This is a genomic window from Candidatus Pelagadaptatus aseana, assembly GCF_040362265.1.
In the GTDB taxonomy this organism is placed as follows: domain Bacteria; phylum Pseudomonadota; class Gammaproteobacteria; order Pseudomonadales; family Cellvibrionaceae; genus Pelagadaptatus; species Pelagadaptatus aseana.
Genome location: NZ_BAABNJ010000002.1, coordinates 376,635 through 402,765 on the forward strand (window position 1 = coordinate 376,635; position 26,131 = coordinate 402,765).

The 26,131-nt window shown below is 52.7% G+C and carries 24 protein-coding genes and 1 tRNA gene; 21 read left to right on the plus strand and 4 right to left on the minus strand.

What is annotated here, in order from left to right; translation table 11 throughout:
- Nucleotides 1–186: 186 nt before the first annotated feature.
- From rpsP to recJ, 10 genes are all read left to right on the plus strand, one after another.
- Nucleotides 187–432, plus strand: a complete 246-nt coding sequence (gene rpsP / locus ACPXV9_RS04285) for a 30S ribosomal protein S16 (RefSeq protein ID WP_423894884.1) — start codon at nt 187–189, stop codon at nt 430–432.
- Between the two features lie 33 nt (nt 433–465).
- The gene (gene rimM, locus ACPXV9_RS04290) at nt 466–1,017 is read left to right on the plus strand and encodes a ribosome maturation factor RimM (protein WP_423894887.1); all 552 of its coding nucleotides are present in this window, start codon (nt 466–468) and stop codon (nt 1,015–1,017) included.
- Between the two features lie 10 nt (nt 1,018–1,027).
- Nucleotides 1,028–1,825: a tRNA (guanosine(37)-N1)-methyltransferase TrmD gene (gene trmD, locus ACPXV9_RS04295; RefSeq protein WP_423894888.1), complete on the plus strand. Its 798-nt coding sequence runs from the start codon at nt 1,028–1,030 to the stop codon at nt 1,823–1,825.
- Between the two features lie 101 nt (nt 1,826–1,926).
- A complete protein-coding gene (rplS, locus tag ACPXV9_RS04300; protein WP_423894890.1) occupies nt 1,927–2,277 on the plus strand; it encodes a 50S ribosomal protein L19 in 351 nt (116 codons plus the stop codon).
- Nucleotides 2,278–2,392: 115 nt separating this feature from the next.
- The gene (locus tag ACPXV9_RS04305; protein ID WP_423894892.1) at nt 2,393–4,438 is read left to right on the plus strand and encodes a response regulator; all 2,046 of its coding nucleotides are present in this window, start codon (nt 2,393–2,395) and stop codon (nt 4,436–4,438) included.
- Between the two features lie 57 nt (nt 4,439–4,495).
- Nucleotides 4,496–5,416, plus strand: a complete 921-nt coding sequence (gene xerD / locus ACPXV9_RS04310) for a site-specific tyrosine recombinase XerD (RefSeq protein WP_423894894.1) — start codon at nt 4,496–4,498, stop codon at nt 5,414–5,416.
- A 138-nt stretch (nt 5,417–5,554) separates the two neighbouring features.
- Complete coding sequence (locus tag ACPXV9_RS04315) at nt 5,555–6,322, plus strand: DsbC family protein (protein ID WP_423894896.1); 768 nt, start codon at nt 5,555–5,557, stop codon at nt 6,320–6,322.
- Nucleotides 6,323–6,512: 190 nt separating this feature from the next.
- On the plus strand, nt 6,513–7,817 hold the full coding sequence (locus tag ACPXV9_RS04320; protein WP_423894898.1) for a homoserine dehydrogenase: 1,305 nt from the start codon (nt 6,513–6,515) through the stop codon (nt 7,815–7,817).
- Nucleotides 7,818–7,854: 37 nt separating this feature from the next.
- Entirely contained in the window at nt 7,855–9,252 is a 1,398-nt protein-coding gene (gene thrC, locus ACPXV9_RS04325; RefSeq protein ID WP_423894900.1) for a threonine synthase, read from the plus strand.
- A gap of 264 nt (nt 9,253–9,516) precedes the next feature.
- A complete protein-coding gene (gene recJ, locus ACPXV9_RS04330; protein ID WP_423894902.1) occupies nt 9,517–11,274 on the plus strand; it encodes a single-stranded-DNA-specific exonuclease RecJ in 1,758 nt (585 codons plus the stop codon).
- Here the strand turns inward: recJ and ACPXV9_RS04335 are convergent.
- Nucleotides 11,271–11,933 carry an arylesterase gene (locus tag ACPXV9_RS04335; RefSeq protein ID WP_423894904.1) on the minus strand — a complete coding sequence of 221 codons (663 nt, stop codon included), beginning with the start codon at nt 11,931–11,933 and terminating at the stop codon, nt 11,271–11,273. The two genes, recJ and ACPXV9_RS04335, sit on opposite strands and share 4 nt — an antisense overlap.
- 82 nt (nt 11,934–12,015) lie before the next feature.
- On the opposite strand from ACPXV9_RS04335, the gene ACPXV9_RS04340 reads away from it, so the two are divergent.
- From ACPXV9_RS04340 to ACPXV9_RS04350, 3 genes are read left to right on the plus strand one after another with little or no spacing between them, the layout of a single operon-like run.
- Nucleotides 12,016–12,708 (plus strand): ABC transporter ATP-binding protein, encoded by a 693-nt coding sequence (locus ACPXV9_RS04340; protein WP_423894906.1) that lies wholly within the window; start codon nt 12,016–12,018, stop codon nt 12,706–12,708.
- Nucleotides 12,708–15,194: an ABC transporter permease gene (locus ACPXV9_RS04345; RefSeq protein WP_423894908.1), complete on the plus strand. Its 2,487-nt coding sequence runs from the start codon at nt 12,708–12,710 to the stop codon at nt 15,192–15,194. Before ACPXV9_RS04340 ends, ACPXV9_RS04345 begins: the two co-directional genes overlap by 1 nt.
- Before the next feature lie 8 nt (nt 15,195–15,202).
- The gene (locus ACPXV9_RS04350; RefSeq protein ID WP_423894910.1) at nt 15,203–15,616 is read left to right on the plus strand and encodes a PaaI family thioesterase; all 414 of its coding nucleotides are present in this window, start codon (nt 15,203–15,205) and stop codon (nt 15,614–15,616) included.
- On the opposite strand, the gene ACPXV9_RS04355 is transcribed toward ACPXV9_RS04350, so the two are convergent.
- Both ACPXV9_RS04355 and ACPXV9_RS04360 read right to left on the minus strand, forming a co-directional pair.
- Complete coding sequence (locus ACPXV9_RS04355) at nt 15,617–17,032, minus strand: PhoH family protein (RefSeq protein WP_423894912.1); 1,416 nt, start codon at nt 17,030–17,032, stop codon at nt 15,617–15,619.
- A 128-nt stretch (nt 17,033–17,160) separates the two neighbouring features.
- Nucleotides 17,161–18,156 (minus strand): YheT family hydrolase, encoded by a 996-nt coding sequence (locus ACPXV9_RS04360; RefSeq protein ID WP_423894914.1) that lies wholly within the window; start codon nt 18,154–18,156, stop codon nt 17,161–17,163.
- Between the two features lie 73 nt (nt 18,157–18,229).
- Here ACPXV9_RS04360 and ACPXV9_RS04365 point away from each other — a divergent pair, with 73 nt between their 5' ends.
- The 8 genes from ACPXV9_RS04365 (at nt 18,230) to ACPXV9_RS04400 (ending at nt 25,758) form a co-directional block, all read left to right on the plus strand.
- Entirely contained in the window at nt 18,230–19,069 is an 840-nt protein-coding gene (locus ACPXV9_RS04365) for a M23 family metallopeptidase (RefSeq protein WP_423894915.1), read from the plus strand.
- Between the two features lie 55 nt (nt 19,070–19,124).
- A complete protein-coding gene (locus tag ACPXV9_RS04370; protein WP_423894916.1) occupies nt 19,125–19,319 on the plus strand; it encodes a Trm112 family protein in 195 nt (64 codons plus the stop codon).
- Nucleotides 19,320–19,408: 89 nt separating this feature from the next.
- Nucleotides 19,409–19,759, plus strand: a complete 351-nt coding sequence (locus ACPXV9_RS04375; protein WP_423894917.1) for a histidine triad nucleotide-binding protein — start codon at nt 19,409–19,411, stop codon at nt 19,757–19,759.
- A 179-nt stretch (nt 19,760–19,938) separates the two neighbouring features.
- Nucleotides 19,939–22,563, plus strand: a complete 2,625-nt coding sequence (gene alaS, locus ACPXV9_RS04380; RefSeq protein ID WP_423894919.1) for an alanine--tRNA ligase — start codon at nt 19,939–19,941, stop codon at nt 22,561–22,563.
- A 132-nt stretch (nt 22,564–22,695) separates the two neighbouring features.
- Nucleotides 22,696–23,919, plus strand: coding sequence for an aspartate kinase (locus ACPXV9_RS04385; protein WP_423894920.1), 1,224 nt, complete (start codon nt 22,696–22,698; stop codon nt 23,917–23,919).
- Between the two features lie 225 nt (nt 23,920–24,144).
- Nucleotides 24,145–24,336 carry a carbon storage regulator CsrA gene (gene csrA, locus ACPXV9_RS04390; RefSeq protein WP_423894922.1) on the plus strand — a complete coding sequence of 64 codons (192 nt, stop codon included), beginning with the start codon at nt 24,145–24,147 and terminating at the stop codon, nt 24,334–24,336.
- A gap of 157 nt (nt 24,337–24,493) precedes the next feature.
- Nucleotides 24,494–24,583: transfer RNA gene (locus ACPXV9_RS04395), tRNA-Ser, on the plus strand.
- A gap of 515 nt (nt 24,584–25,098) precedes the next feature.
- Nucleotides 25,099–25,758 carry a 2-hydroxychromene-2-carboxylate isomerase gene (locus tag ACPXV9_RS04400; protein WP_423894924.1) on the plus strand — a complete coding sequence of 220 codons (660 nt, stop codon included), beginning with the start codon at nt 25,099–25,101 and terminating at the stop codon, nt 25,756–25,758.
- 40 nt (nt 25,759–25,798) lie between these two features.
- Here ACPXV9_RS04400 and ACPXV9_RS04405 read toward each other — a convergent pair whose 3' ends face one another.
- Entirely contained in the window at nt 25,799–26,125 is a 327-nt protein-coding gene (locus tag ACPXV9_RS04405) for an Mpo1-like protein (protein ID WP_423894926.1), read from the minus strand.
- Nucleotides 26,126–26,131 lie beyond the last annotated feature (6 nt).

Below are 26,131 nucleotides of genomic sequence, written 5' to 3' on the forward strand. Positions count from 1 at the left end.
ATCAAGGGGTCTGAGTGGCACGGCTGCTCCGGCCCCTTTTTTGTTTAATTAGTGTTAGACAAGTTTAGGTGCTTCCATTAAAATACCGCGCCTTTCGCAGGCTATGCCTGTGTAAAACAACCAATTTTCTGCGCTTTCAGTTGGATCAGAAGGCGTTAATTAAGTAGACAAACCAGGAATTACATAATGGTAACCATTCGTTTAGCTCGTGGCGGCTCCAAGAAGCGTCCTTTTTACCACCTGACTGTAACTGACAGCCGTTCTTCCCGTAACGGTCGTTTTATCGAGCGCGTTGGCTTCTTCAACCCAGTTGCTCGTGGTCAGGAAGAGCGTCTGCGCGTTGATAACGACCGCATTCAGTTCTGGGTAGACCAGGGTGCCAAGTGCTCTGAGCGCGTTGCCAAGCTGCTGAAAGATCAAGAAGCTGCTTAATTTAAGTAGCAATCGCCCTGCAGGCATTAACTGATGACGGAATCAGGCGCCAAGAAGCGCTCCAATCTGATTAATGTCGGGCGAATTACCACGGTATTCGGTGTCAAGGGCTGGGTGAAAGTCCACTCTGATACACAACCGCGGGAAAATATTTGCAGTTATAACCCCTGGTGGCTGAAGACCCGCCACGGTGTTAAATCGGTAGAGATCGACGATTTCAAGCCTCATGGTGATGCCCTGGTGGTTCACATCAAAGGTATTGATGATCGCGACGAAGCCCGTGAAATCTGTCAGGTGGACGTGGCCGTAGAGCGCCAGCAGATGCCTGACCTGGAAGAGGGTGACTACTACTGGCACCAGCTTCAGGGCTTAAGGGTTGTTACTGTATTTGAAGGGAATGATCAGGATCTGGGTACTGTAACCCGGCTGCTTGAGACCGGTGCCAATGATGTGCTGGTCGTGAAGGGTGATGCCAATAGCATTGACCAGAAAGAGCGCTTGATTCCCTACGTTCCGGACCAATTTGTTGTCAAAATTGATCTGGAGCAGCAAAGCATCACCGTAGACTGGGACCCCGAGTTTTAACTCGTTGCCAATGAACAGTGCAGGCAAGGGGGAGGATTCCAGTAAAGTGGCGGCCAAGAAATTGGCAATAGTCACTTTATTTCCGGAGATGTTTCAGGCCGTTACCGACTTTGGTGTTACGGGGCGGGCTGTAAAACAGGGTTTGGTTGAGATAAATATCTGGAATCCCAGATCATTTACCCACGATCGCCACGAAACAGTGGATGACAGACCCTACGGTGGTGGCCCCGGCATGCTGATGATGATTCAGCCTTTGCGAGATGCCATTGCTGCAGCCAGACAGTGGGCTGAGCAAGACGATGCCACTTGTCAGGTTGTCTACCTGTCACCCCAGGGCGAACCATTGCGGCAGCCACTGGCGGAACAGTTAGCGCAGGCGGAGCACAATCTGGTGCTGATTGCAGGGCGCTATGAAGGCATTGATGAGCGGCTGATAGAGCTGGAAGTCGATGCTGAAATCTCCATCGGAGATTACGTCCTCAGTGGTGGTGAGCTGGGGGCCATGGTGGTAATGGACAGTGTGATTCGTCTGTTGCCCGGTGCGCTGGGGCACGCTCAATCGGCAGAGCAAGATTCCTTTACCGATGGCCTGCTGGATTGCCCGCACTACACCCGGCCGGAAGTGTACGAAGGTCGTCAGGTGCCACCGGTTCTGCTGTCCGGGAACCACGAGCACATCAGGCGCTGGCGTTTACAGCAAGCGCTGGGCAGAACTTGGCAGAGAAGGCCGGATCTGCTGGAAAACAAAGAATTAACCGTTGAGCAGCAGCAGTTGCTTGATGAGTATCAGAAACGTTCTGATACGTAACTTAACCGGGAACTTACGGGGCGTGGCTTTCATGGGTTGCGCGACTATTGTTCCCATTAATAGCTGTGAAGCTACTAACCTCTGACTCCAGGAGCAGAAACATGACCAACAAAATCATCCAGGAACTGGATAACGAACAACTGAAAAAAGACCTGCCAGAATTTTCTCCAGGTGACACCGTTGTTGTTCAGGTAAAAGTTAAAGAAGGTAACCGCGAGCGTCTGCAGGCATTTGAAGGTGTGGTAATCGGTATTCGCAACCGTGGCATCAACTCCGCTTTCACCGTGCGTAAGATCTCTCACGGTATCGGCGTTGAGCGTACTTTCCAGACTCACAGCCCTATGGTTGACAGCATCACTGTTAAGCGTCGTGGTGACGTTCGTCAGGCCAAGCTGTACTACCTGCGCGAGCTGACTGGTAAGGCTGCTCGAATCAAAGAGAAGCTGAACTAAGTTCAACTGACTCTGAGATCCAGTCTCAAAAAGGCCCCGTTATCCCTGATAACGGGGCCTTTTTTGTTATTTGTGCCAGACTGTTATGGGTATGAGCTGATGCAAGCAGGTTGGTGTGAATACATTCTCTCCGCAAATGGTCTCCGGGTTGCCGGGCATTGCCTATCGCTTGGCTAAGGGCGAGCGCTGGCAGATCGTAGAAATCGGTGATCAGGTGTTTGATCTCATCGGTTATACGGTCAGTGAATTTCTGCAGCGAAAAATTACCTTTTTTGAATTGACCCACCCGGAAGACGCTGACTATGTCAGGGAAAAAGTCAATGCCAGTCTTGAGGCGGATGGTCAGTTCAGTGTTGAGTATCGTATCTATACCCGCTCCGGTGAGATTCGCTATCTCTGGGAGCGGGGGCAGGGAGTGTTTGATGACGCTGGCCAATTGTTGGAAATTGTGGGGTTCGCCTTTGATTCCACCGAGCATCAACAGCAGTTGCAAAAAAACAAAGGCTTTCAGGAACTGCTGATTGATTTGGCGTGCAGTGAGGCCCTGCGTCTGGGAGACGTCAATAGCTTCGCCCGTGAATGTTTGCAGCCAGTGGCCGATCTGCTGGAAGCCAGTCGCGTAAGCCTGTGGCGACTCTCTGAGAGTGGTAATGAATTTGTGTTGGAGCAACTCTACCGCCGCCGTGAGGGCGACTACAGCAGTGGTGAGGTAATTCAGATCTCCGAATGTGCCAACTACTTTAAACACCTGTTTTCTGGCCGGTGTCTCAGTGTGTTTGACGCTCAAAATGATCCCAGAACACGGGAAGAGCAGATGTCTGGCTACCTTGGCCGGTCGTCTATCAGTTCTTTGCTGGATGTTCCCATTCGCAAAGGCAGTGATGTTGTCGGGGTGTTCAGCGTGGAAGAAGTGGGGTGCAAGCGGCGCTGGACTCAGGACGAAGTATCATTGGTCAACGAGTTGGCCGATCTGGTGAATCAGACCTTAATCAATCAGGATTTGCACAAAACCGAAGAGCGGCTGCTCAAGGCCGAGGCGGCTAATGCGGCCAAAAAGAATTTTCTGGGCATTCTCAGTCATGAGCTGCGCACCCCGCTCAATGGGGTGTTGGGAATTGCCGAATTGCTCAATATGACCGATCTGGATGAGCAGCAGCGCAATTATGTAACCACTATCGAAAATTCAGGGCGTCATCTGTTACAGGTGATCACCGCCATTGTCGACTTGTCTCATTTGCAGGACGGTGTACTGGAGCTCGATGAGCAGCCCTGTGATATCCGTGACCTGTTGCAGGAGTTGATTCGCGTGACTCAGGCGGTAGCCGCAACCAAGTCGCTGACTGTGCGGCTTGATGTGGCAGAATCTGTACCGACCAAAATCCTGATCGACAATCAAAGGTTGCAGCAGATTGTGTTGGGTCTGTTGAGTAATGCCATAAAGTACACTGACGATGGCTCGGTAGAATTGACTGTAAGCGGGGTTGTGGAGGGCGATAAATCGAGTCTGAGGCTGGCGGTGGCCGATACCGGGCCCGGTATCGACGACGACATCCGGGGAGATTTATTTAACCCATTTGTTCAGGTCAGGGCGGTTCGTTTGGGTGAATCCTTGCAGGGCGCCGGTTTGGGGTTGTCCATCTGTCATGAACTGGTGAAGTTGATGGCGGGCAAGCTGACGTTTGAGACCCACTCGGGAGTGGGGACGACTTTTATTCTGGATTTGCCGTTAAAGCCGGTTGAAGCCTCTGTATCTGTGACGCCTCCTGAAGCAGGTAAACCGCTGGATAGCTTGAAGACTCTGGTGGTTGAGGACGACAAGGTCAATCAGTTGGTGGCAGCGGGGCTGTTGAAAAAATTCGGTATCGAGGCCGATGTCTGTGACGATGGCGCTCAGGCGGTGGAACTATTAAGCCGGAGCAAGCGAGGCTATGACCTGATTTTAATGGATTGTGAGATGCCGATAATGGATGGCTTTGATGCGGCGCGAAAAATTCGTCAACTGCCACACCCGCACAACGATACATACATCGCAGCCCTGACCGCACACGCCATGACAGAATACCGCAACAAGGCTTTTGATTGTGGTATGAACGAATTTCTCACCAAGCCGATTAATCAGGATCGGCTGGAACAGCTGTTAAAAAGTCTGGCGTCTCCCTGAAATATTGGTCTGGGTCCTGCGAGTGCGTTTGCCGTTGTACTGTGACACCATAGCGGCATGAACAAGGCCACAGAAAAACCCGCACTCTCAACCGAACATCAGCTGACCATTGATAATTATCTTGACGCGCTCTGGCTGGAAAAAGGCCTTAGCGAAAGTTCACTGTCTTCCTATCGGCGTGATTTGACTGCTCTGGCTGTTTGGGCGCAACAACAAAAGCTCAGTTTGTTGCAGATCACGCCAGCCAGTCTGCAGCAGCATCTGGCAGACCGCCATGCCAAAAAATTATCCGCTCGATCAACGGCGCGTTTTCTTTCCTGTTGCCGGGGGTTTTATGCCTATCAGGTACGTGAAGGGCGAATGCCTCAGGATCCCACCGCTACCGTAGAAAACCCCAAGCCCGGGCGACCCATACCCAAGTCACTGACAGAGTCTGATGTTGAAACACTGCTGGCGGCTGCCGATATTGATGAGCCGATTGGTCTGCGTGACCGTACCATGCTGGAAGTGCTTTATGCCTGTGGATTGCGGGTCAGCGAGCTGGTGGGTTTGACACTCAATCAGGTTAACCTTCGCCAAGGTGTGGTGAGAGTGGTTGGCAAAGGAGGCAAAGAGCGCCTGGTGCCACTGGGGGAAGAAGCGGGCAGTTGGTTGCTGCGGTATATGAAAGAAGCTCGGCCGTTATTGGCTAAATCCGCTACTGATGTGCTGTTTCCCAGCAGCCGTGGGCAGCAGATGACACGCCAGACATTCTGGCATCGTATCAAGCACTGGGCGATGGTGGCTGGCATTGATAAACCTCTGTCACCGCACACCTTGCGCCATGCGTTTGCCACTCATTTGATCAATCACGGAGCCGACCTGCGGGTTGTGCAACTGCTGTTGGGACACAGTGACCTGTCAACCACCCAGATTTACACCCACGTTGCCAAGGCGCGGATGAAATCCATGCATCAGCAACACCATCCAAGGGGCTAAAACTGCCGTTTGTTGGGAATAGCGTCATCAGGGGAACCTTTGAGGTTTGTGGGGTCGAAATTTTCCGGTGCTTTTCTTTTCGAGAATGATAAAGTTCGGCCCGGATAATAAGCGTTAAAGCCATTTTTAGGGGAAGTTATGAAGTTGTTTATAAAGACCGGCCTATTGATCGGTTCGTGTTTGCTGGCATTGACCGCTCAGGCAGAAGCGGTTACCAAAGACGTTGCTGACAGAATTCTGCAGGAGCTGGGGTTGCCCGGTGGCACCGTAGAGGCCAGTCCTGTACCGGGTTTTGTGCAGGTGGAAACGCCACGTTCACAGTTGTTGTACGTCAGTGAAGACGCCAAGTTTATTTTCACCGGTACCCTCTATGGCATTGATCCTGAGAAGGGAATCGTGGATTTGCGCGAAGCCGCGATGCGTCCAAACCGCAAACAACTGGTGGATGCCATTCCGGTTGATCAGCAGATTGTCTTTCCCGCCAGTGGCGAAACCAAGGCCCATATTTATGTGTTTACCGATGTGGATTGTGGTTACTGCCGCAAGCTTCATCGTGAAGTCCCCGAGCTGAATGCCAGCGGTATTGAGGTTCGCTACCTGGCCTATACCCGGGAATTGGGTAATCCGGCCGTGATGAGTGATGCCCGGGAAGGTGGTACCCGTGGCGCAACTTACAAAAAGATGGTTTCCGCCTGGTGTGCAGACGACAAGCTGGCAGTTATGACGGCTCTTAAAGAGGGTTCAGAAGCCAACAGCAAGCTGTGTAGCGATCATCCGGTGATCGAGCAATATCAGCTCGGCAGCCAGTTGGGTGTGACCGGAACCCCGGCCATTGTTCTGGCTGACGGTACCCTCCAGCCGGGTTACGTTCCGGCTCCGGAATTGATTCGCGCTCTGGGCCTGTGATCCTGTCCTGAATTGCGCCGCAGCCCTCTATGGCTGCGGCTTTTTATTGCCGTGGAGGCAGTATGCCGCGGGCGCAGGCGGCGGCAGAGCGTCATTGACACTCCAAGGGGCTGTCAGTATCGTTACCCCCCTGTTTTATGGCCACAATCATACCGGTTGTGGCCAGTTGTTTTAGCCTGGGGGAAATACCTTGAAACCGGTAAAGATTGGAATCTGTGGGTTGGGCACCGTTGGTAGCGGTACCTTTAATGTCTTGGGGCGCAACAGCGCCGAAATCAGTGCCCGTGCCGGAACCGAAATCATTATTGAGCAGGTGGGCGCCCGTCGTGACAATCCCGCCTGCGACACCTCCAGTGCCAATGTTACCCGCGATATTTTTGATGTGGTTCGCAACCCGGAAGTGGCCGTGGTTGTCGAACTCATTGGTGGTACTACTGTTGCCAAGCAGCTGGTGGAAGAAGCCATTGCCAATGGTAAGCACGTGGTGACCGCCAATAAGGCCCTGATTGCCGAGTTCGGCAACGAATTGTTTGCCAAGGCTGAAGCTCAGGGGGTTACCATCGCCTATGAAGCCGCGGTCGCTGGTGGCATTCCCATTATCAAGGCTCTGCGTGAAGGTTTGTCTGCCAACAAGATCGAGTGGCTGGCTGGCATTATCAACGGTACCGGTAACTTTATCCTGACGGAAATGCGCGACAAGGGGCGTGACTTTGCGGACGTACTCAAAGAAGCTCAAGAGCTGGGTTATGCCGAAGCCGATCCCACCTTTGATGTGGAAGGTATCGATGCCGCCCACAAGCTGGTGATTCTGGCATCCATTGCCTTTGGTATGCCACTGCAGTTCGACAAAATTTTTACCGAGGGGATCAGTAAAATTGAACCTCAGGACGTCACCTACGCCAACGAGCTGGGTTACCGAATCAAGCATCTCGGCATTGCCACAAAAACCGAAGACGGTGTGGTCTTGCGCGTTCACCCAACGTTGATCCCGGAGAAGCGTCTGATCGCCAGTGTTGATGGTGTCATGAATGCGGTTCTGGTGAAGGGCGATGCGGTTGGTCCAACCCTTTACTATGGTCCGGGCGCCGGTGCCGAGCCCACTGCGTCCGCCGTGGTAGCGGATATTGTTGATCTGGCTCGCGAGCTGGCTACCGGTGGCAAGCCTAATCAGGCCCATCTGGGCTTTGCGGCGGATGCTCTGCAAGAATTCAATATGTTGCCTATGTCAGAGGTAACCACTGCCTATTATCTGCGTATGACTGCAGAAGATCGCCCGGGCGTGTTGTCTAAAATTACTCAGATAATGAGTGACAAGGGCATCAGTATTGAGGCCGTGATCCAGCGTGAGCCTCAGAATGAAGGTGCTCAGGCCTCCATTATCATGCTGACCAATCGCGCTCAGGAGAAGCAGTTGTTGGCGGCCATCAGTGATATTGAAGCTCTGGATACCATCGAAGGCAGTGTGACCCATATCCGGGTTGAGTCTTTGGATTGAGACCTGAGCGAAAAGCATTTAAGTATTTGAGGTTGTTGTGAAATATATCAGTACCCGTGGCGAAGCAGCGCCGCTGTCATTTGAAGATGTGGTTTTGACCGGCCTGGCCCCGGATGGTGGTCTGTATGTGCCGGAAACTCTGCCAAAATTTTCTCAGGAAGAAATCGCTTCCTGGGCTGGCTTGAGCTATCAGGATCTGGCGTTCAAGGTTATTGCCCCGTTTGTTGCCGGTGAGGTGCCAGACGCCGACCTGAAAAAAATCATCGACGATTCCTATGCCACCTTCCGCCACACGGCCATTGCACCTATGGTGCAAACGGCACACAACGAGTGGATTCTGGAATTGTTCCAGGGGCCGACTCTGGCGTTTAAGGATTTTGCTCTGCAGTTTCTGGGCAATCTGCTCGATTACGTACTGAAGAAGCGCGACCAGAAAGTTGTGGTGATGGGTGCCACTTCCGGGGATACCGGTTCGGCGGCCATTGAGGGCTGTCGTCACTGCGACAACATCGATATCTTTATTCTGCATCCTCATAATCGCGTGTCCGATGTGCAGCGTCGTCAGATGACCACCGTACTGGAAAACAACGTCCACAATATTGCGTTGGGTGGCAACTTCGACGATTGTCAAAATATGGTGAAAGCCAGTTTTGGTGATCAGTCCTTCCTGCCAGAGGGGCGTCAGCTGGTCGCGGTCAACTCGATTAACTGGGCGCGGATCATGGCGCAGATCGTTTACTACTTTTACGCGGCTCTGGCACTGGGTGCCCCTGCGCGTGCGGTATCTTTCTCAGTGCCGACCGGTAACTTTGGCGATATTTTTGCCGGCTACCTGGCCAAGCAGATGGGCTTGCCGATCGATCAGCTGGTGATTGCCACCAATGCCAACGACATTCTGCATCGCTGCATCAGCGATAACGATCACAGCAAGAAAGAGCTGATTCATTCCCTGTCACCTTCAATGGACATTATGGTGTCCAGCAACTTCGAGCGTTTGTTGTTTGATCTCTACGGTCGCGAAGGTGCGTCCATCAAACAATTGATGGAGGACTTCAAGTCTGGCTCCATGACCTTGAGTGATGCGGCTTTGGTTAAGGCCCGTGAATTGTTCAGTTCTTACCGTGTGGGCGATGAAGAGACCATCGAAGTGATTCGCGATGTGTTCGAAAACACCGAATACCTGCTGGACCCACACACGGCTATTGGTGTTGAGGCTGCGCGTAAGACTCGTCGACGTCAGGATATTCCAATGATTTGTCTGTCGACTGCGCATCCGGCGAAATTCCCGGAAGCGGTTCGCAAAGCCGGTCAGGATCAAGATCCGGCACTGCCACACCATATGACTGACCTGTTTGATCGTGAAGAGCGCTTTGAGGTGCTTGAGAAAGATCTGCAAACGGTTCAGCAGCATATTGCGGGGAATGTTCGGGCTTAATTTTTGTTCGATATATTCTTTTTGAAAAGCCTGCGATTTGATGTCGTGGGCTTTTTGGTTTTTAGGGGAGCGGGTTTGGTGCCAGCGGCGGGAGCAAGGTACTTTGTTTCAGGACTCGCCGTATATACTTCCTTGTAGGCTCGGCTGCCGCATCCATGCGGCAGACGGTCCTGAAGCAAAGCACCTTACTCCCTGAATATTGGACTTCGTAGCTGGATTATTAAACCTACGGTGGGCTGCCATACATTTAATTAAATTGACCTTATGCAAAAAATAATTCGCCGTCGTCCTTCAATAGAAATTCCTGAATCATTACAGCAAAACTGCCCGTCCATTTTGCAAGCTGTCTATGCACAACGTGGAGTTTTGGGTGAGCAGGAGTTGAATCGTGGCCTGGGTGCCATGCTCAAACCTGACACCATGAAGGGGCTGGATGAGGCGGTGGCGTTGCTGGTGGATGCGGTCACCGAACAGCGCAAGATTCTGATCGTTGGTGACTTTGATGCCGATGGAGCCACCAGCAGTGCGTTAAGTATGTTGGCGCTGCGGGCCATGGGGGCTCACTATGTGGATTATCTGGTGCCCAACCGTTTTGAGTATGGCTATGGTCTGACGCCGGAAATTGTCGAAGTGGCCAAAGGTCGGTCGCCGGATTTGATTATGACGGTGGATAACGGCATCTCCTCCATTGAAGGCGTAGCGTTTGCCAAAGAAGCGGGCATCAAGGTGTTGGTGACCGACCATCATTTACCCGGTGCCGAAACCCCCAGCGCCGATGCCATTGTCAATCCCAATCAACGAGGCTGTGAATTTCCCAGTAAAAATCTGGCCGGTGTCGGTGTGGTGTTTTACCTGATGATTGCTCTGCGCGCGGCATTGCGCGATGCCGGTTGGTTCAGTCTGCAGGGTATCAAAGAACCCAATATGGGTGAGTTTCTGGACTTGGTGGCACTGGGTACCGTGGCGGACGTGGTGGCGCTGGATCACAACAACAGAATACTGGTGCATCAGGGATTGCAAAGGATGCGAGCGGGGCAGTTGCGCCCGGGGATTCGAGCGTTACTGGATATTGCCGGTCGTCAATTGCATCGGCTGGTGGCCTCGGATATGGGGTTTGCCGTGGGGCCGCGGTTGAATGCCGCCGGTCGCCTGGACGATATGTCTCTGGGGATTGAGTGCTTATTGTGTGATTCCGACTCATTGGCGCGGGAGATGGCATTTGAACTCGATAGCCTGAACAAGGATCGCCGCGCCATTGAGGGCAGTATGCAGCAGGAGGCCATGGCGGACCTGAAAAAGCTGTCATTGGGGGAAGAGAGTCAAATTCCCTGGGGACTGTGTCTCTATGATGGGAGCTGGCATCAGGGCGTAGTCGGGATTCTGGCATCGCGCATCAAGGATCAGTACCACCGTCCGGTGATTGCTTTTGCCGATGCTGATAACGGCGAGATCAAGGGCTCCGCGCGTTCAATCGCCGGTCTGCACATTCGCGATGCGCTGGATGCGGTGGCCAGTGCCAACCCCGGTTTACTGACCAAGTTTGGTGGTCACGCCATGGCTGCGGGATTGAGCCTCAAGCAAGAGAATTTCCAAGCTTTCCAAGTGGCTTTTGATCGCGTGGTTCGCGAGCAGTTGAGCGAAGATGACCTGCAGGCGGTGATTTTCAGCGATGGTGGTTTATCGCCACAGCAAATCAATTTTGATCTGGCCTGTAGTCTGCGTGAAGCCGGCCCCTGGGGGCAGCATTTTCCTGAACCGGTGTTTGATGGCGAGTTTGCTATTGTGCAGCAAAGGCTGGTGGGCGAAAAACATTTGAAACTGGTGTTGCAGCCATTGGATGACGGCAAGCCAGCGGGTGAGGTTGTGGATGCGATTGCCTTTAATGTCGATCTGGAACTGTGGCCCAATCCGGGGGCGACTCAGTTGCGCGCCGCCTATCGATTGGATATCAACGAGTTTCGTGGTCAGCAATCCCTGCAGCTGATGGTGGAGTATCTCGAACCGGTCTCCCGGTCTCGCTAATCCATCAGTGGTTCGAGGTAAGGCCAGACATTGTCGAGAATAATGGGCTGCGCTTCGGCCGTCGGATGCAGTCCGTCACGCTGAATCAACTCCCGCTTGCCCGCGACATTGTCCAGGAAAAAGGGGATTAACGGGATGTCGTACTGGTCTTCCAGTCGTCGATATACCTTCTCGAATTTCAGACTGTAAATCGGGCCATAATTTGGCGGTATCTTCATGCCAGCCAGCAATACGCGGGCATTTTGCTGCTGGCTCAATCGAATCATTTGTTCCAGATTGCCGATCATGCGTTTCAGGGGGTAACCCCGTAATCCGTCATTGGCTCCCAACTCGATAATGACAATATCAGGGTTGTGGGTATCCAGTAGTTTTGGCAGCCGTTTCAGTCCTCCGCCCGATGTCTCGCCACTGATGCTGGCGTTAACCACCTGATAGGGCCGGGCTTTGCGATTCAGTCGTTGCTCCATCAATGCCACCCAGCCCTGTTCCGGATCGATGCCGTAGGCCGCACTGAGACTGTCGCCCAGAACCAGAATGTTGGATTTTGCCTGCGCTACGGATGAGAGGCACAGCAGGGTGAACAACACCAGCCAAAGGCGCGACGAAAACAATGTCTGTGGCAACTTGTGTAAAGCAGCTTGTAAAGATTGGTGAACCATTTTGACTCTCATTATTTCTGCAACGAAACTGCAAAAACTATAGCCGGTCGAAGCCGGCTTCCAAGCAGTTTATGGATAAATTATGTTAATCGCCGAAAATCTCTGTAAGCAGGTTGAAACCGCCGCAGGCACCCTAACCATTCTCAATCAGGTCGAGTTGACCGTAGCCAAAGGAGAAAGTCTCGCTATTGTTGGCGCTTCCGGATCGGGCAAGTCGACCCTGCTGGGGATTCTGGCGGGATTGGATGGTCCTTCGTCAGGCAAGGTGCTGTTTCAGGGTGAGGATATTACCAAACTGACCGAGGAGCAGCGGGCCAAAGTCCGTGCCCGTCATGTGGGGTTTGTGTTTCAGTCGTTTCAATTGTTGCCGGGACTGACCGCTCTGGAAAACGTCATGATGCCACTGGAGTTGCACGGTGAAGACGATGCCCGCGGCAAGGCGGAGTTTTTTCTGACCCGGGTTGGCTTGAAGCAGCGTTTGGGTCATTTCCCCAAACAATTGTCCGGCGGTGAACAGCAGCGGGTGGCCATCGCCCGTGCCTTTGCCAGCCACCCGGATATCCTGTTTGCCGATGAGCCTACCGGCAATCTCGATACCGCAACCGGGGCGCACATCATTGATTTGCTGTTTGAGCTCAATCGTGAACACGGCACTACTCTGGTGCTGGTGACTCATGAGCAACGTCTGGCTGATCGCTGTCAGCAAACGTTGGTGCTCGATGCCGGTGAAGTAGTGAGTACTAATACCACCAAAACCACCGGAGCCGTTGCCTGATGTTGGCGTGGCGGCAATTCTGGCGCAGCCTGCGCACCGGAGAAGTGCGTATTCTGGCAGCCTCACTGATTCTTTCGGTGGCCGTGGTCAGTTGCATTGCGGTATTTACGAGCCGGCTGGAAAATACCCTGATACAGCAGAGTCACAGCTTTTTGGGCGGTGATCGGGTGATCCGCAGCAGCCAGCCAATTGCACAAAACTGGTTGGATCGGGCGGGCGAGTCGGGTCTGAATACAGCTCAAACCGTATCGTTTGCGTCAATGGTGTTCGCCGGTGAAGAGATGCATCTGTCCGCGGTCAAGGCGGTATCGGAAGGCTATCCTCTGGCGGGAGAGCTGGTCCTCGCCGATCAGGCTTTCACCACCGACAAACAATTGATGCAGCCAGCTGAGGGGATTCCTGAGCGGGGTGAAGCCTGGGTCGATTCAAGACTTCTGCCGCTGTTGAACATTGAGCTGGGCGACACCATTCAGGTGGGTGAGCAGGGTTTTACCATCAGCAAAATCATTGTTGCCGAGCCGGACCGTGGCAGTAATTTTTCCCTGATTGGTGCGCGGGTGATGATCAATCAGGCGGATCTGGCAGCCACCAATGTGGTTCAGCCTGGCAGCCGGATTCGCTACCGCATGTTACTCAGTGGCGCTGATTCTGATCTGCAAGCGTATCTTGCTGATTTGGAACCTGAGCTCAGTGTCCATCAACAGATTATCGATTTGGAATCCTCACAGCGGGGCTTGGCCAAAACCCTGTCTACAGCGCGAAGCTTTCTGTTGATTGCGGCAGTGGTGGGGGTGCTCCTCAGTGGCGTTGCGATTGCCATTGCGGCTCGACATTTTGCGGCATTGCAGGTCGAGCAGATCGCCCTGCTAAAAAGTCTGGGTAGTGGTGTCTGGAAAATTCGGCGTTTGTATATGACCCAGTTACTGCTGTTGGGATTGGGCTCGTCTCTGGTTGGGTTGGCTCTGGGGGAGCTGCTGCAGCAGTGGGTGGCGTCCGTGATTGGCAGTGTGTTTGCCGCCGAGCTGCTAAGTGCTCACTGGTCGGCTTATGGCCTGGGTTTGTTAACTGGGTTTATCTGTCTGTTTTTCTTTGTGGTGCCCCCTCTGTGGCGTTTGCCTCTGGTGCCGCCCATTCGCATTTTGCGCCGCGATATGCAGATATCTCTGGCACATCAATATCTGCAGTTTGTGTTTGGTTTGATGGCCATTGCCTTGCTCGTGTTTCTGTTCAGTGGCCATATTGCCCTGACGGGCGGGGTGTTGCTGGCGTTATTGGCTCTGGTTTTGGTCAGTGTGCTGTTGGCTCTGGTGTTATTGCGGGGCAGTCGTCGACTTGGCAGCCGAGCTGGTAGCATCTGGCGCTTGGGAATTTCAGCCCTGGAGCGCAATCGCCAGTTTAGTGTGATCCAGATGTTGGTGTTTGCTTTGGCGATCATGCTGTTGCTGTCCATGACGGCACTGCGCACCAACTTGATCGGTGACTGGCAAACCCAATTGCCAGAGGGAACTCCCAATCATTTTTTATTGAATATTGAACAGGGCGAAATTACCCCGATTGCAGAGCTGTTCGAACAACAAGGTATTGAGGCCCAGCCTTTTTACCCGATGCTGCGTGCCAGAGTCACCCACATCAACGGTGTTGAGCCGGATGCCGGGATTCGTGAGCGAGCCGAGGCACTGCGCCGGGAAGTGAATCTTAGCTGGAGCGAATCTATGGGGGCCGATAACCGCATGGTCGCTGGTCAGTGGTGGGATCAATGGCAGTCCATGGGCGAAAACGGTGTGTCGGTTGAGGCTGAGACTGCGGAGCAGATGGGGTTAAAGCTGGATGATGAGTTGACGTTCAGTGTGGGCGGTATTGAACTGGTTGCCCGGGTGGCGAGCATTCGAACAGTGCAGTGGGATTCCATGAACCCGAATTTTTATTTCCTGTTTTCTCCCAGTGCACTTGAGGATTATTTTCCCGCTTATTTGACCAGTGTCTACCTCACCGGTGAGCAGAAGCTGGTATTGAACGATTTGTTGCGCGCGTTTCCGACCGTTGTGGTGATCGAAATGGACCGGGTCATCGAGCAGATTCAAACCATTGTTGAGCAGGTCAGTGGCGGGGTCGAGCTGGTGTTGGTACTGATTTTACTGGGGGGCGTACTGGTTATGTGGGCGGCGGTGGTCGCCAGTATGGACGAGCGACGTCAGGAAACGGTGTTGTTACGTGCCCTGGGTTGTTCGCGCAATCGTCTGCTGGGCAGCCTGTGGGTGGAGTTTTGTGTGCTGGGCGTGTGTGCGGGATTGATGGCGGTACTGGGTTCTGAAGTGCTGCTGTTGTCGCTACAATCGGGGGTTCTGGATATGGAGCTCAGCGCCCATTGGTACCTGTGGCCCATTGGTATTTTGGGGGGTGGCCTGGCCATTGCGTTGATGGGCATTTTCGCCTGTCGTCAGGTGGTCACAGTGCCCCCCGGACAAGTTTTGAGAGAGTTAGGTTAGAGACAGATATGATTACGCCTGAAGCATTAACAGACTTTATGCAAGAAACTTTTACCAACGCCAGGTTTATTGTGAAGACTGTTGATAACGGCCATTGCACCATGATTCAAGAGATTGGTGAGGAACAGTTGCGCCCGGGTGGCACGGTATCCGGCCCGACCTTGATGGGGCTGGCAGATGCGGCCATGTACGGCGCCATCATCGGGGCGCTGGGTTTGAACGACACGTCGATTATGTCTGTAACCACCAGCCTCAATATCAATTTTTTGCGCAAGCCCAAGGCTGACGATGGCGTCAAGGCGGTGTGTGATCTGATCAAGGTGGGCAAAAGGCTGATCATTGGTGAGATCAGCCTTTACTCGGTGGGAGAAGAGGACAAGCCGGTGGCGCACGTGGTCGCCACCTACTCGGTTCCGGGTTAGTTACAAATACTCCTCAGCGTACTCTGCCAGCACCGATCGTGGCACACCCTGGAGTTTGATGTTGCCGCCATGGGCAAAGTCCTTGAAGCGTTCCGTCAGATAGGTGAGACCAGAACTGGTGGCACTCAGATAGGGCGTATCAATTTGTGCCAGATTACCAAGACAGATGACCTTGGAACCGTTGCCAGCGCGGGTGACGATGGTCTTAATCTGATGAGGCGTCAGGTTCTGAGATTCGTCGATGATGATCAGACTGTGCTGAAAACTGCGTCCGCGAATATAGTTCAGAGACTTGAAGTGCAGCGGTACTTTATTGAGCACGTAATCGATACTGCCTGAACAGTCTTCATCGTCACAGTGCAGGGCCTCGAGGTTGTCGGTAATGGCCCCCAGCCAGGGTTCCATTTTTTCTTCCTCGGTACCCGGCAGAAACCCAATGTCTTCATCCAGCCCCTGAGTGCTGCGCGTCACAATAATGCGACGATACATTTTGGTGGCTACCGTCATTTCGATTGTGGCTGCCAGTGCCAGAATGGTTTTACCGGAGCCGGCCGAACCGGTCAGGTTGACCAGATGGATATCCGGATCGAGCAGCAGGTTCAGGGCCATGGCCTGATAGACATCGCGCGGTTGCAGTCCCCAGGCTTCCTGTTCCATAAAACTGTTTTTGTCCACGTGCAGAACCGTGACGATGTCATCGTTGACTTCCAATACCCGTCCGACAAACCCCAGATCGTCAATGATGAACTGGTTGGGATGAATCTCCTTGAGGGGATCTTCTCTGGGCAGATAGTGCAGGGTGCGGCCCAGCTGTTGTTCGGTATCCACCTTGTTGACCAGATCCCAGAAGTTACCTTCGATTTCGAGATAGCCCTTGTTGAGCAGCTCGATGTCGGTCACCAGTTGGTCGTTGTGGTAGTCCTCTGATTCGATGCCGCAGCCGCGGGCTTTGAGGCGCATATTGATGTCTTTGGTGACGAGTACGACTTTTCGATCGGGGTAGTGCTGTTGCAGGAGGCAGAGGTCGTTGATGATTTTGTTGTCGTTGAGGTGGTTGGGGAGGACGGTGACGTTGTCAGGAGGGGAGGTCATGAGGATCGAGAGGTGGCCGCAGGGTTCGCTTTTTTCGCCTCGTCGAATCGGTACCCCCTGCTCGATGTCTTCCGGTTCGGCCCTCCCGAGAATCTTGTCGATTTCGCGGATGGCCTGTCGGCAGTCGGCCGCCTGTGCCTTGCGCCCGCTCTTGAGCTTGTCGAGCTCTTCGAGCACCGTCATGGGAATCATGACGTGGTGTTCTTCAAAATTAAGCAGGGCAGTCGGGTCGTGAATGAGGACGTTGGTGTCGAGTACGTAGAGGATTGGCAGGTGGTCGGTCAGGGTTTGATTATTATCAGATACAGCTAGGGATTTGGTCATATACAGCTTCCTTTAGGTCTTAAAGTGTGGGTAATGACTAGCAGGTAGTTTTCTTGTTGGGTGTGAGAAATTGCTCCCTGCTGTATTTAAAAATACTCCTCTGGGATTCAATGTAAAGCATTATTTCATTAAGGGCTTATGGTCAGCAGTTGCGACAGGCGGTCGTCACTCCAGCTGTGCAGCCGGTAATTTTTAAGGTAGGCACAGTGCGAACCAAAACGGGTAATTTCCAGGGAAAGGTGACGGCTGAGTTTTTCCCTTGGCAGCATATGATGGCGCACAATGGGGTCGTCCTCACTGGTGATGATGGTTGTCGGGATATCAATCTGACTGAGTTGTTCGCGCTTGAGACTGTAGGCATCAAAGTAGCTGTCGCAGTCGTCAAACGGTGTGTAACCCGGAATAAAGAAATCGTTGATGTGTGCCAGGGTTTTCATGTCTGGCAACTGATCGCGGTAGGTGTATTCCGGAAAATGTTCGGTCTTATTGCTCAGCGAGCGTTTCCATTGATTGACAAAATGGCGCTCGTAAATGCGCGGCCCATTGGTCAGGGCGTCCATGGTATCGAGTGGGCAGATGACCGGGCAAATGGCAACGGCGCGATCAATCCGATAGTTGTGCTGGTGCTGGGCAATGGTGGTTCTGAGCGTAAAATTTCCCCCCAGAGAAAACCCCGAAAGGAAGTAATGCTCGTAGTGGAAGCGCTTCTGGATGTCTTCCATGGCGCCGGTAACATCGCTTAAGCGGGTGGAGTTGAAGATTTCCCGGTTGAGGTGTTCGGTGTCGCCGTGATCGCGAAAGTTGAGCCGGAAAATATCGTGCCCCTCGCCATAAAGGCGTCGTGCTGCCGATAGCACATAGGTGGAATCACTGCTGCCCTCCCAGCCATGCAGCAGCGTGATCAGGGATTTTGCGCCGTGCGGATGGCGATTGATATGCCCAAGCAGGCGCACGCCGTTGCCGCAGTTGAGGATGACGTCTTCAGAATGATTCAGCAGGCTTCTGGCTTGCCTGCGTACCAGCCATCGTCTTGGGCCGGTACTGGCAATGATGTTTTGCACATGCGGGTTGCGCAGACCGGGTGGAGGCGTAAAGTCAGACATGGGAATAATATTTGGGCTCATTAAATGTTTGCCCTATGTTACTCTTTTTCCAATCCTGATCGGCAGGGCTCTTTACAAAACATAAGGTTTGGCGATGAATCGAGTGGTGATTACCTCCCTTCTTTTAACTCTGTGCCTGAGTACGTTTAATGCGGTGGGCAAAGACAGTCCGCTGCGAAGTATTCAAGGGCAATGGAAGCAGGGCAGTGTTTTGGTTGGGCAGGTCGCGCCCGGTACCAAGGTTGCCTTTCTGGGGCATGATGTCATGGTTTCGAGCGATGGCTATTTTGTGCTCGGTCTCGGGCGCGATGCAAAGTCTCCGGTTGAACTGGTGTTGACCGATTCACAGGGGAATGATTTCCGTCTGAACAAGGTGGTCGTGCAGCGCCAGTATAAAATTCAGCGCGTGGAAGGGGTTCCCAGTCGCACGGTCAATCCGGATCAACAGCATCTTGACAGGATCTATAAAGAGATCGCTCAAACCAAGCGGGCCAGAGCCGTTATATCCCAGCGACAGGAGTATCGCGATAACTTCGAGTGGCCTTTAACCGGGCCCATTACCGGTGTCTATGGCAGTCAGCGCTACTACAACGGCCAGCCTCGTCGCCCCCATTTTGGCGTCGATGTGGCCGCCCCAACCGGCACCGTGGTGACAGCCCCCGTGGGTGGCAAGGTCACACTGGTGCATGAGAATATGTTTTTTTCCGGTGGAACCCTGATCATTGATCATGGCCAGGGTCTGAATTCTTCGTTTATCCATTTGAGCAAAATATTGGTAACCGAAGGTCAGGAAGTAAAACAGGGCGACCCCATTGCAGAAGTGGGTGCCACCGGTCGGGTAACCGGGCCTCACCTGGATTGGCGTATGAATTGGATGGACCAGAGAGTTGACCCGCAATTGCTGGTACCACCGATGGAAAGCGTGAGAAAATAGAAAAATTGTCGGGCTTAGCGTAAGCTCGCCGTCGTTAGTATTTGTGAGACTGAATATGATTGATCAGAAATTATTGAGCCTGCTGGTGTGCCCGGTGAGCAAAGCCCCTGTTGAATATGATAAGGAAAAACAGGAGCTGCTGTGTGTTGCCAGTGGTCTGGCCTATCCGGTTCGCGATGGCATTCCGGTCATGCTTGAGGGTGAAGCCCGGCAGATGAGCGAAGAAGAAAAAGAAGCTTTACGGAAATAAATTTCAATGACATCCACGTCATCCTGAACGAAGTGAAGGATCTTTCCGCTTCGCGTCAAGATGACAGGGAACACAGATCGGAGACTGTTATGTCCGAACCATCCATTTTTACCCGCATCATGAACGGTGAAATTCCCGCCGATAAAGTCTATGAAGACGATGACTGTATCTGCATCAAGGACATTGCCCCTAAAGCGCCGGTGCATCTGTTGCTGATTCCGCGCAAACCGATTCCTCGATTGGTGGATGCCACCGCTGAAGATCAGGCCTTGCTGGGCAAGCTGATGGTCAAGGCTGGCGAGATTGCCCGTGAACACAATGTTGGCGACGCCTTCCGACTGGTGATCAATAACGGTGAAGAAGTGGGACAAACCGTGTTCCATCTGCACTTGCATATATTGGGCGGTAAGCTGTTTACCGAGGCCGAACTGGGTTTGTAATCCCGGTTGGTTGATAACAGCGTTTACATCGCTAAAAACTTGGAAAGGGCCAGAACAGCGCGCTGTTCTGGCCCTTTTTTTGTTATATAATCGAGCGCTTTTTGGGGGCTCTGCAGGCATCACGTCTTCGGCGAATCCCAAACAGCGTTAAATTGACCGAAATTTGTACGGAATAACCTATGAAAAGCGCAGAAATACGCGAAGCCTTTTTGAAGTTTTTTGAGACCAAGGGTCACGCCATTGTGCCAAGCAGTTCGCTGGTACCCGGTAACGATCCCACCCTGCTGTTTACCAATGCGGGCATGGTGCAGTTTAAAGACGTATTTCTGGGCGACGACAAGCGTCCTTACACCCGAGCCACCAGCTCCCAGCGCTGTGTCCGTGCCGGTGGCAAGCACAACGATCTGGAAAATGTTGGCTACACCGCGCGTCATCATACATTTTTCGAAATGCTGGGTAACTTCAGTTTTGGTGACTACTTCAAAGAGAGTGCGATTAACTACGCCTGGGAATTTTTGACCTCCAAAGAGTGGCTCAATATTCCGGTTGAGAAGCTGATGGTCACCGTCTACGAAGAGGACGATGAGGCCTACGATATCTGGCATAAGCAAGTGGGTGTGCCCGCCGACAAGATAGTGCGTATTGGCGACAAGGGCGGCAAGTACCAGTCAGACAATTTCTGGGCCATGGGCGATACCGGTCCCTGTGGTCCCTGTACTGAAATTTTTTACGATCACGGTGAAGACATCTGGGGTGGCCCTCCGGGATCGCCTGAGGAAGATGGCGATCGCTTTATCGAGATCTGGAACAACGTTTTTATGCAGTTCAACCGCAGTGCCGATGGCACCATGGAGCCTCTGCCAAAACCTTCCGTTGACACCGGTATGGGGCTGGAGCGTATTGCCGCTGTGATGCAGGACGTCCACTCCAACTACGAAATCGATCTTTTCCAGAATCTGCTGAAAGCTTCCGCCGAAGCCACTGGCGCCACGGATCTGGAAAATAAATCCCTGCGCGTGATTGCCGATCACATCCGTTCCTGTGCTTTTCTGGTGATTGATGGCGTGATGCCATCCAATGAGGGCCGCGGGTATGTTCTGCGTCGCATTATGCGCCGCGCCATCCGCCACGGTCACAAGTTGGGTCAGAAGCAGCCGTTTTTCCACAAGCTGGCGGCGGCACTGGCCGTGGAAATGGGCGATGCGTATCCCGAGTTGCGTGAACAACAGGCCCAGGTTGAAAAAGTCCTGTTGACCGAAGAGCAACAGTTTGAAAAGACTCTGGACAAGGGCATGGCGGTTCTGGAATCCGAGATCAGGAAACTGTCCGGTAAAGAGATTCCCGGCGATGTGGTGTTCACCTTATACGATACCTACGGCTTCCCGTTGGATCTGACTGCGGATATCGCCCGTGAGCGCGAGCTGACCATCGACGAAGAGGGCTATGAAGCCGCGATGGAAGAGCAGCGCGCCCGCGCTCGTGCCGCGGGTACCTTTAAGGTGGATTACTCCAATAGCCTGAAGTTGGAAGGTGCAACCCGCTTTGATGGCTATACCGACACTACCGCCCAGGCCAAGGTTGTGGCGCTGGTGAAAGACGGCGAACAGGTGGATAGCCTGGTTGAGGGTGAGCAGGGTGCGGTGGTGCTGGAAAATACCCCTTTCTACGCCGAGTCCGGCGGTCAGGTTGGTGACAGTGGTTATCTGACTTCAGCGAACTCGCGGTTTGAGGTGCGTGACTGTGTCAAACAGGCTGCCAATCATCTGCACGAAGGTGTGGTGTTGTCTGGGACCATCAACGTAGGTGACTCACTGGAAGCGACCATTGATGCCGACGTGCGTCAGGCTACCGCTTTGAATCACTCGGCAACGCACCTGTTGCATGCCGCGCTCCGCGATATTCTCGGCGATCACGTGAGTCAGAAGGGCTCCCTGTGTGATTCTGAACGTCTGCGCTTTGACTTCTCCCACTTTGAGGCGGTGAAGCCAGAACAGATCAAACAGATTGAAGCCATGGTGAATCAGCAGATTATGGCCAATACCGAAGTCGAAACCGCCGTCTGTGATATGGAAACCGCCAAGGCCAAGGGCGCGATGGCGCTGTTTGGTGAAAAATATGGCGACGAAGTGCGCGTGTTGTCCATGGGGGATGGCTTCTCGGTTGAACTCTGTGGTGGTACCCACGCCGAGCGCACCGGTGATATCGGTCAGATTCGCATTACCTCCGAAGCCGGGGTGGCTTCTGGTGTGCGTCGTATTGAAGCGGTAACGGGCAGTAAGGCGCTGGCACTGGCAGATGAGCAACAGGCTCTGTTGGAACAAGTGGCTGCCATGCTGAAAACTCGCCCTGAGCTGTTGGCCGACAAAGTTGGCCAGTTGGTTACCCAGAGCAAACAGCAGGAAAAAGAGCTGGTGCAACTCAAGGCCAAGCTGGCCAGTGCCGCCAGTGGTGATCTGATTAATCAGGCCAAAGACGTTGCCGGCATCAAGGTATTGGCGGCTCAGTTGGATGGCGCTGACATGAAGTCTCTGGACAATTCAGTGGCTCAGTTGAAAGACAAACTGGGGGATTGCGTGGTACTGCTGGCCAGCCCCGCCGGCGAGAAGATCAATCTGATTGCCGCGGTATCCAGTGACGTGCAGGCCAAGCTGAAAGCCGGTGATCTGATCAAATACTTTGCGCCACTGGTTGGTGGTAAAGGCGGTGGCAAACCAGACAAGGCCAAGGGTGCCGGTACCGATTTGGCGGCCTTACCTGGTGCATTGGACACTGTTGCAGCATGGGTCGGCGAACAACTGGCCTGATGAGTGTCGTCGCGTTAGCGCGATAACCGGCGAGAATACTAACCATTAACTTTCGCGCCAATTTAGTGTTTAATTGGCCGCTGATTTTCAGCCCCCCTAAACGGGGGATAAAACCCGGATTTTAGAGCAGGTATGAGTCTTTTTGTACAAAAATACGGCGGAACTTCCGTCGGCACCATCGAGCGCATCGAAGCTGTAGCTGAAAAAGTTGCTGGTTTCCGGGCGCAGGGTCACGACATCGTTGTGGCGGTTTCGGCCATGAGCGGAGAAACCAACCGATTGATCGGTCTGGCTCATGAGATTCAGGAAAAACCTGATCCCCGTGAAATGGACGTGTTGGTCTCTACCGGTGAGCAGGTGACCATTGCCCTGTTGTGTATGGCGTTGAAAAAGCGCGGCTGTGATGCCCGATCCTATACCGGCTCCCAGGTAAAAATCCTGACCGATAACTCCCACATGAAAGCCCGTATTCAGGATATCGATGTCAGCAATATGCGCTCCGATCTGGATGCTGGACGCGTGGTTGTGGTTGCTGGTTTTCAGGGGGTTGATGAAAACGGCAATATCACCACCTTGGGACGTGGCGGTTCCGACACCACCGGTGTGGCATTGGCTGCGGCCCTTAAAGCCGACGAGTGTCAGATCTACACTGACGTGGACGGTGTTTACACCACGGACCCGCGGGTTTGTGAGGGTGCTCGTCGCCTGGACAAAATTACGTTTGAAGAAATGTTGGAGATGGCCAGTCAGGGCTCTAAAGTCCTGCAGATCCGCTCCGTTGAATTTGCGGGCAAATACAATGTTCCGCTGCGTGTATTACACAGTTTCCAGGAAGGCCCTGGAACATTGATTACTCTTGATGAGGATTATTCCGATATGGAACAGCCACTGGTATCCGGTATTGCTTTCAACCGCGATGAAGCCAAATTGACCATCAAAGGTGTTCCCGATCTTCCCGGTGTGGCAGCTCGCGTTTTGGCGCCTATCGGTGCCGCCAATGTGGAAGTGGACGTGATTGTCCAGAACATCTCTGATGACAATACAACTGATCTGACCTTTACCACCCATCGTAACGATATGGAAAAGGCTAAGGCCATTCTGGAAAAAGTCGCCGAAGAAGTCGGCGCTGCGGGTGTCTTGACCGACGATGGTGTTGCCAAGGTGTCTGTTGTGGGTGTGGGTATGCGATCCCACGCAGGTGTTGCTTCGAAAATGTTCGAAGCCCTGGCAGCGGATAACATCAATATTCAGATGATCACCACTTCCGAGATTAAGATCTGTGTGATCATTGAAGAAAAATATCTGGAGCTTGCCGTACGTAGTCTCCATAAGGCCTTTGATCTGGACGCCGAGTAATCGGCGGCCAGCTGGTCGCTTATAAAAGTGCGATCTATACTCTGGATCGTGGAATAATAATATTTATCAATGGAAAGACATTTCCGGGTTTATTTTTCCTGGTGTTGAACAAATCCCTCATAGGGGGGTCTGTACAATACCTTTTACGGTAAGGGTTAGGGGAAGATACCGAGGACCTGAAGTATGAGGTCTGTTTTCACGGGATGAGTCTACTGGAGAAATACGATGCTTATTTTGACTCGCCGAATTGGCGAAACTCTGATGGTTGGCGATGATGTAACCATCACTGTATTGGGTGTGAAGGGCAACCAGGTGCGCATTGGCGTCAATGCCCCCAAAGATGTCGCTGTTCATCGCGAAGAGATCTACCAGCGCATTCAGCGCGAAAAAGGTAGCGAAGATCATCAAGACGATTGATTTCTAATCAGTTGTTTACGGCCCGCTAATCAGCGGGCCGTTTTGTTTCCGGGAATGTAATATTAATTGCGTCTAACTCTTTGATTTTCAGATATTTGTGGTATTATCCCGCCCCGTTGTCAGAGAGTATTTAATTGAATTTCTCACAACAATTTGCGGAGAAGTGGCCGAGTGGCTGAAGGCGTGCCCCTGCTAAGGGTATATATCGGAAACGGTATCGAGGGTTCGAATCCCTCCTTCTCCGCCATCATTTAAACGAAAAAGCCCGGCTATCAGCCGGGCTTTTTCGTTTAACGGCGCAGCCGAGAGAGATTTAACAAATCCCTCCGGTTCGACAAATTGCGCAGCAATTTAGACCGCCGAACGGCGCCCGCAGGGTCATAAAACGCCCGAGCGTTTTATGAGTCCATCCCTCCTGTAGCTCCAGAAAAATCCCGCTTTACCTAGTCAGCCGGGCTTTTTCGTTTAACGGCGCAGCCGAGAGAGATTTAAAAAATTCCTCCGGTTCGACAAATTGCGCAGCAATTTAGACCGCCGAACGGCGCCCGCAGGGTCATAAAACGCCCGAGCGTTTTATGAGTCCATCCCTCCTGTAGCTCCAGAAAAATCCCGCTTTACCTATTCAACCGGACTCTTATCGTTTACCAAACAACCCATTGTCCACCCACCCGCACAATCCGTTCAGCTTTCCGGCCTTATCGAGTCAATCTGGCAATATATACTGGGGCCAATACCAAGCAGATGCTCAGTCAGGAATACTCCATGCGTGAAATTACCTTTTACTTTGATTACGTATCCAACAACGCCTATCTGGCATGGACGCAATTGCATAAGTTGATTGAGAAGCATGATGTCACTATTCGACCGGTTCCGATCTTATTTGCCGGGTTATTAAATACCCATGGCAATGTTGGGCCGGCTGAAATTCCGGCCAAACGCGACTGGATGCTGAAAAATATACTGCGTAAATGCACATTGCTGGGCGTGCCTATGTCACCTCCGGTGCATCACCCGTTTGATCCACTGTTGGCGCTGAGAATGTCCTCGCTGGATTTTCCAGAGGATAAACGCTGGCAGTTAATTGACCGAATTTTCAGGGCCGTATGGGTGGATCGATTACATGTCAGCGATGCTGAGGTGCTTGCTCGGCTCGCAGAGGATATTGGTCTTGAGGGTGCAGAACTTGTAACAGCTGCACAGTCTGAAGAGGCGAAGAAAAGCTTGAGGCAGCAAACCGAATCGGCTGTGGCGCTAGGCGTATTTGGTATTCCCAGTATGGTCTGGGATGGTGAGCTGTTCTTTGGTTATGACGATTTTGCTTTCCTGACATTGGCTCTAGAGGGGCGGGATCCCCTGCTACAGGCGCAGCTTGAGTCGTGGCAAATGAAGAATATGGCCGCCTCTTCGGTCAGATCCCGTTGAGGCGGTTTTTCGTCTGCAGATTTGAACGCAGCTGATTAGCTTACCACTCGATTTTGCGCGTCAGGATATCCTTATACATCACCCAGTCAGCCATCAGGCTGTAGATGGGGTATTTAAACGTGGCTGGCTTGTTTTTCTCGAACATGAAGTGGCCCACCCAGGCGAAACCATAGCCGATCACAGGCAGGGCCCAAAGCAGAATAGGCTGGCTGGTAAAAATGACATAGGCGATCAATGCCAGCACCAGAGTGCTGCCAATAAAGTGCAGGCGGCGGCAGGTCTTGTCTGAGTGCTCCTGCAAATAGAAGGGGTAAAACTCAGCAAAGCTCTGAAAACCGTCTGTTTTGATCTCGGTTGCAGTGGCCATTGTTAT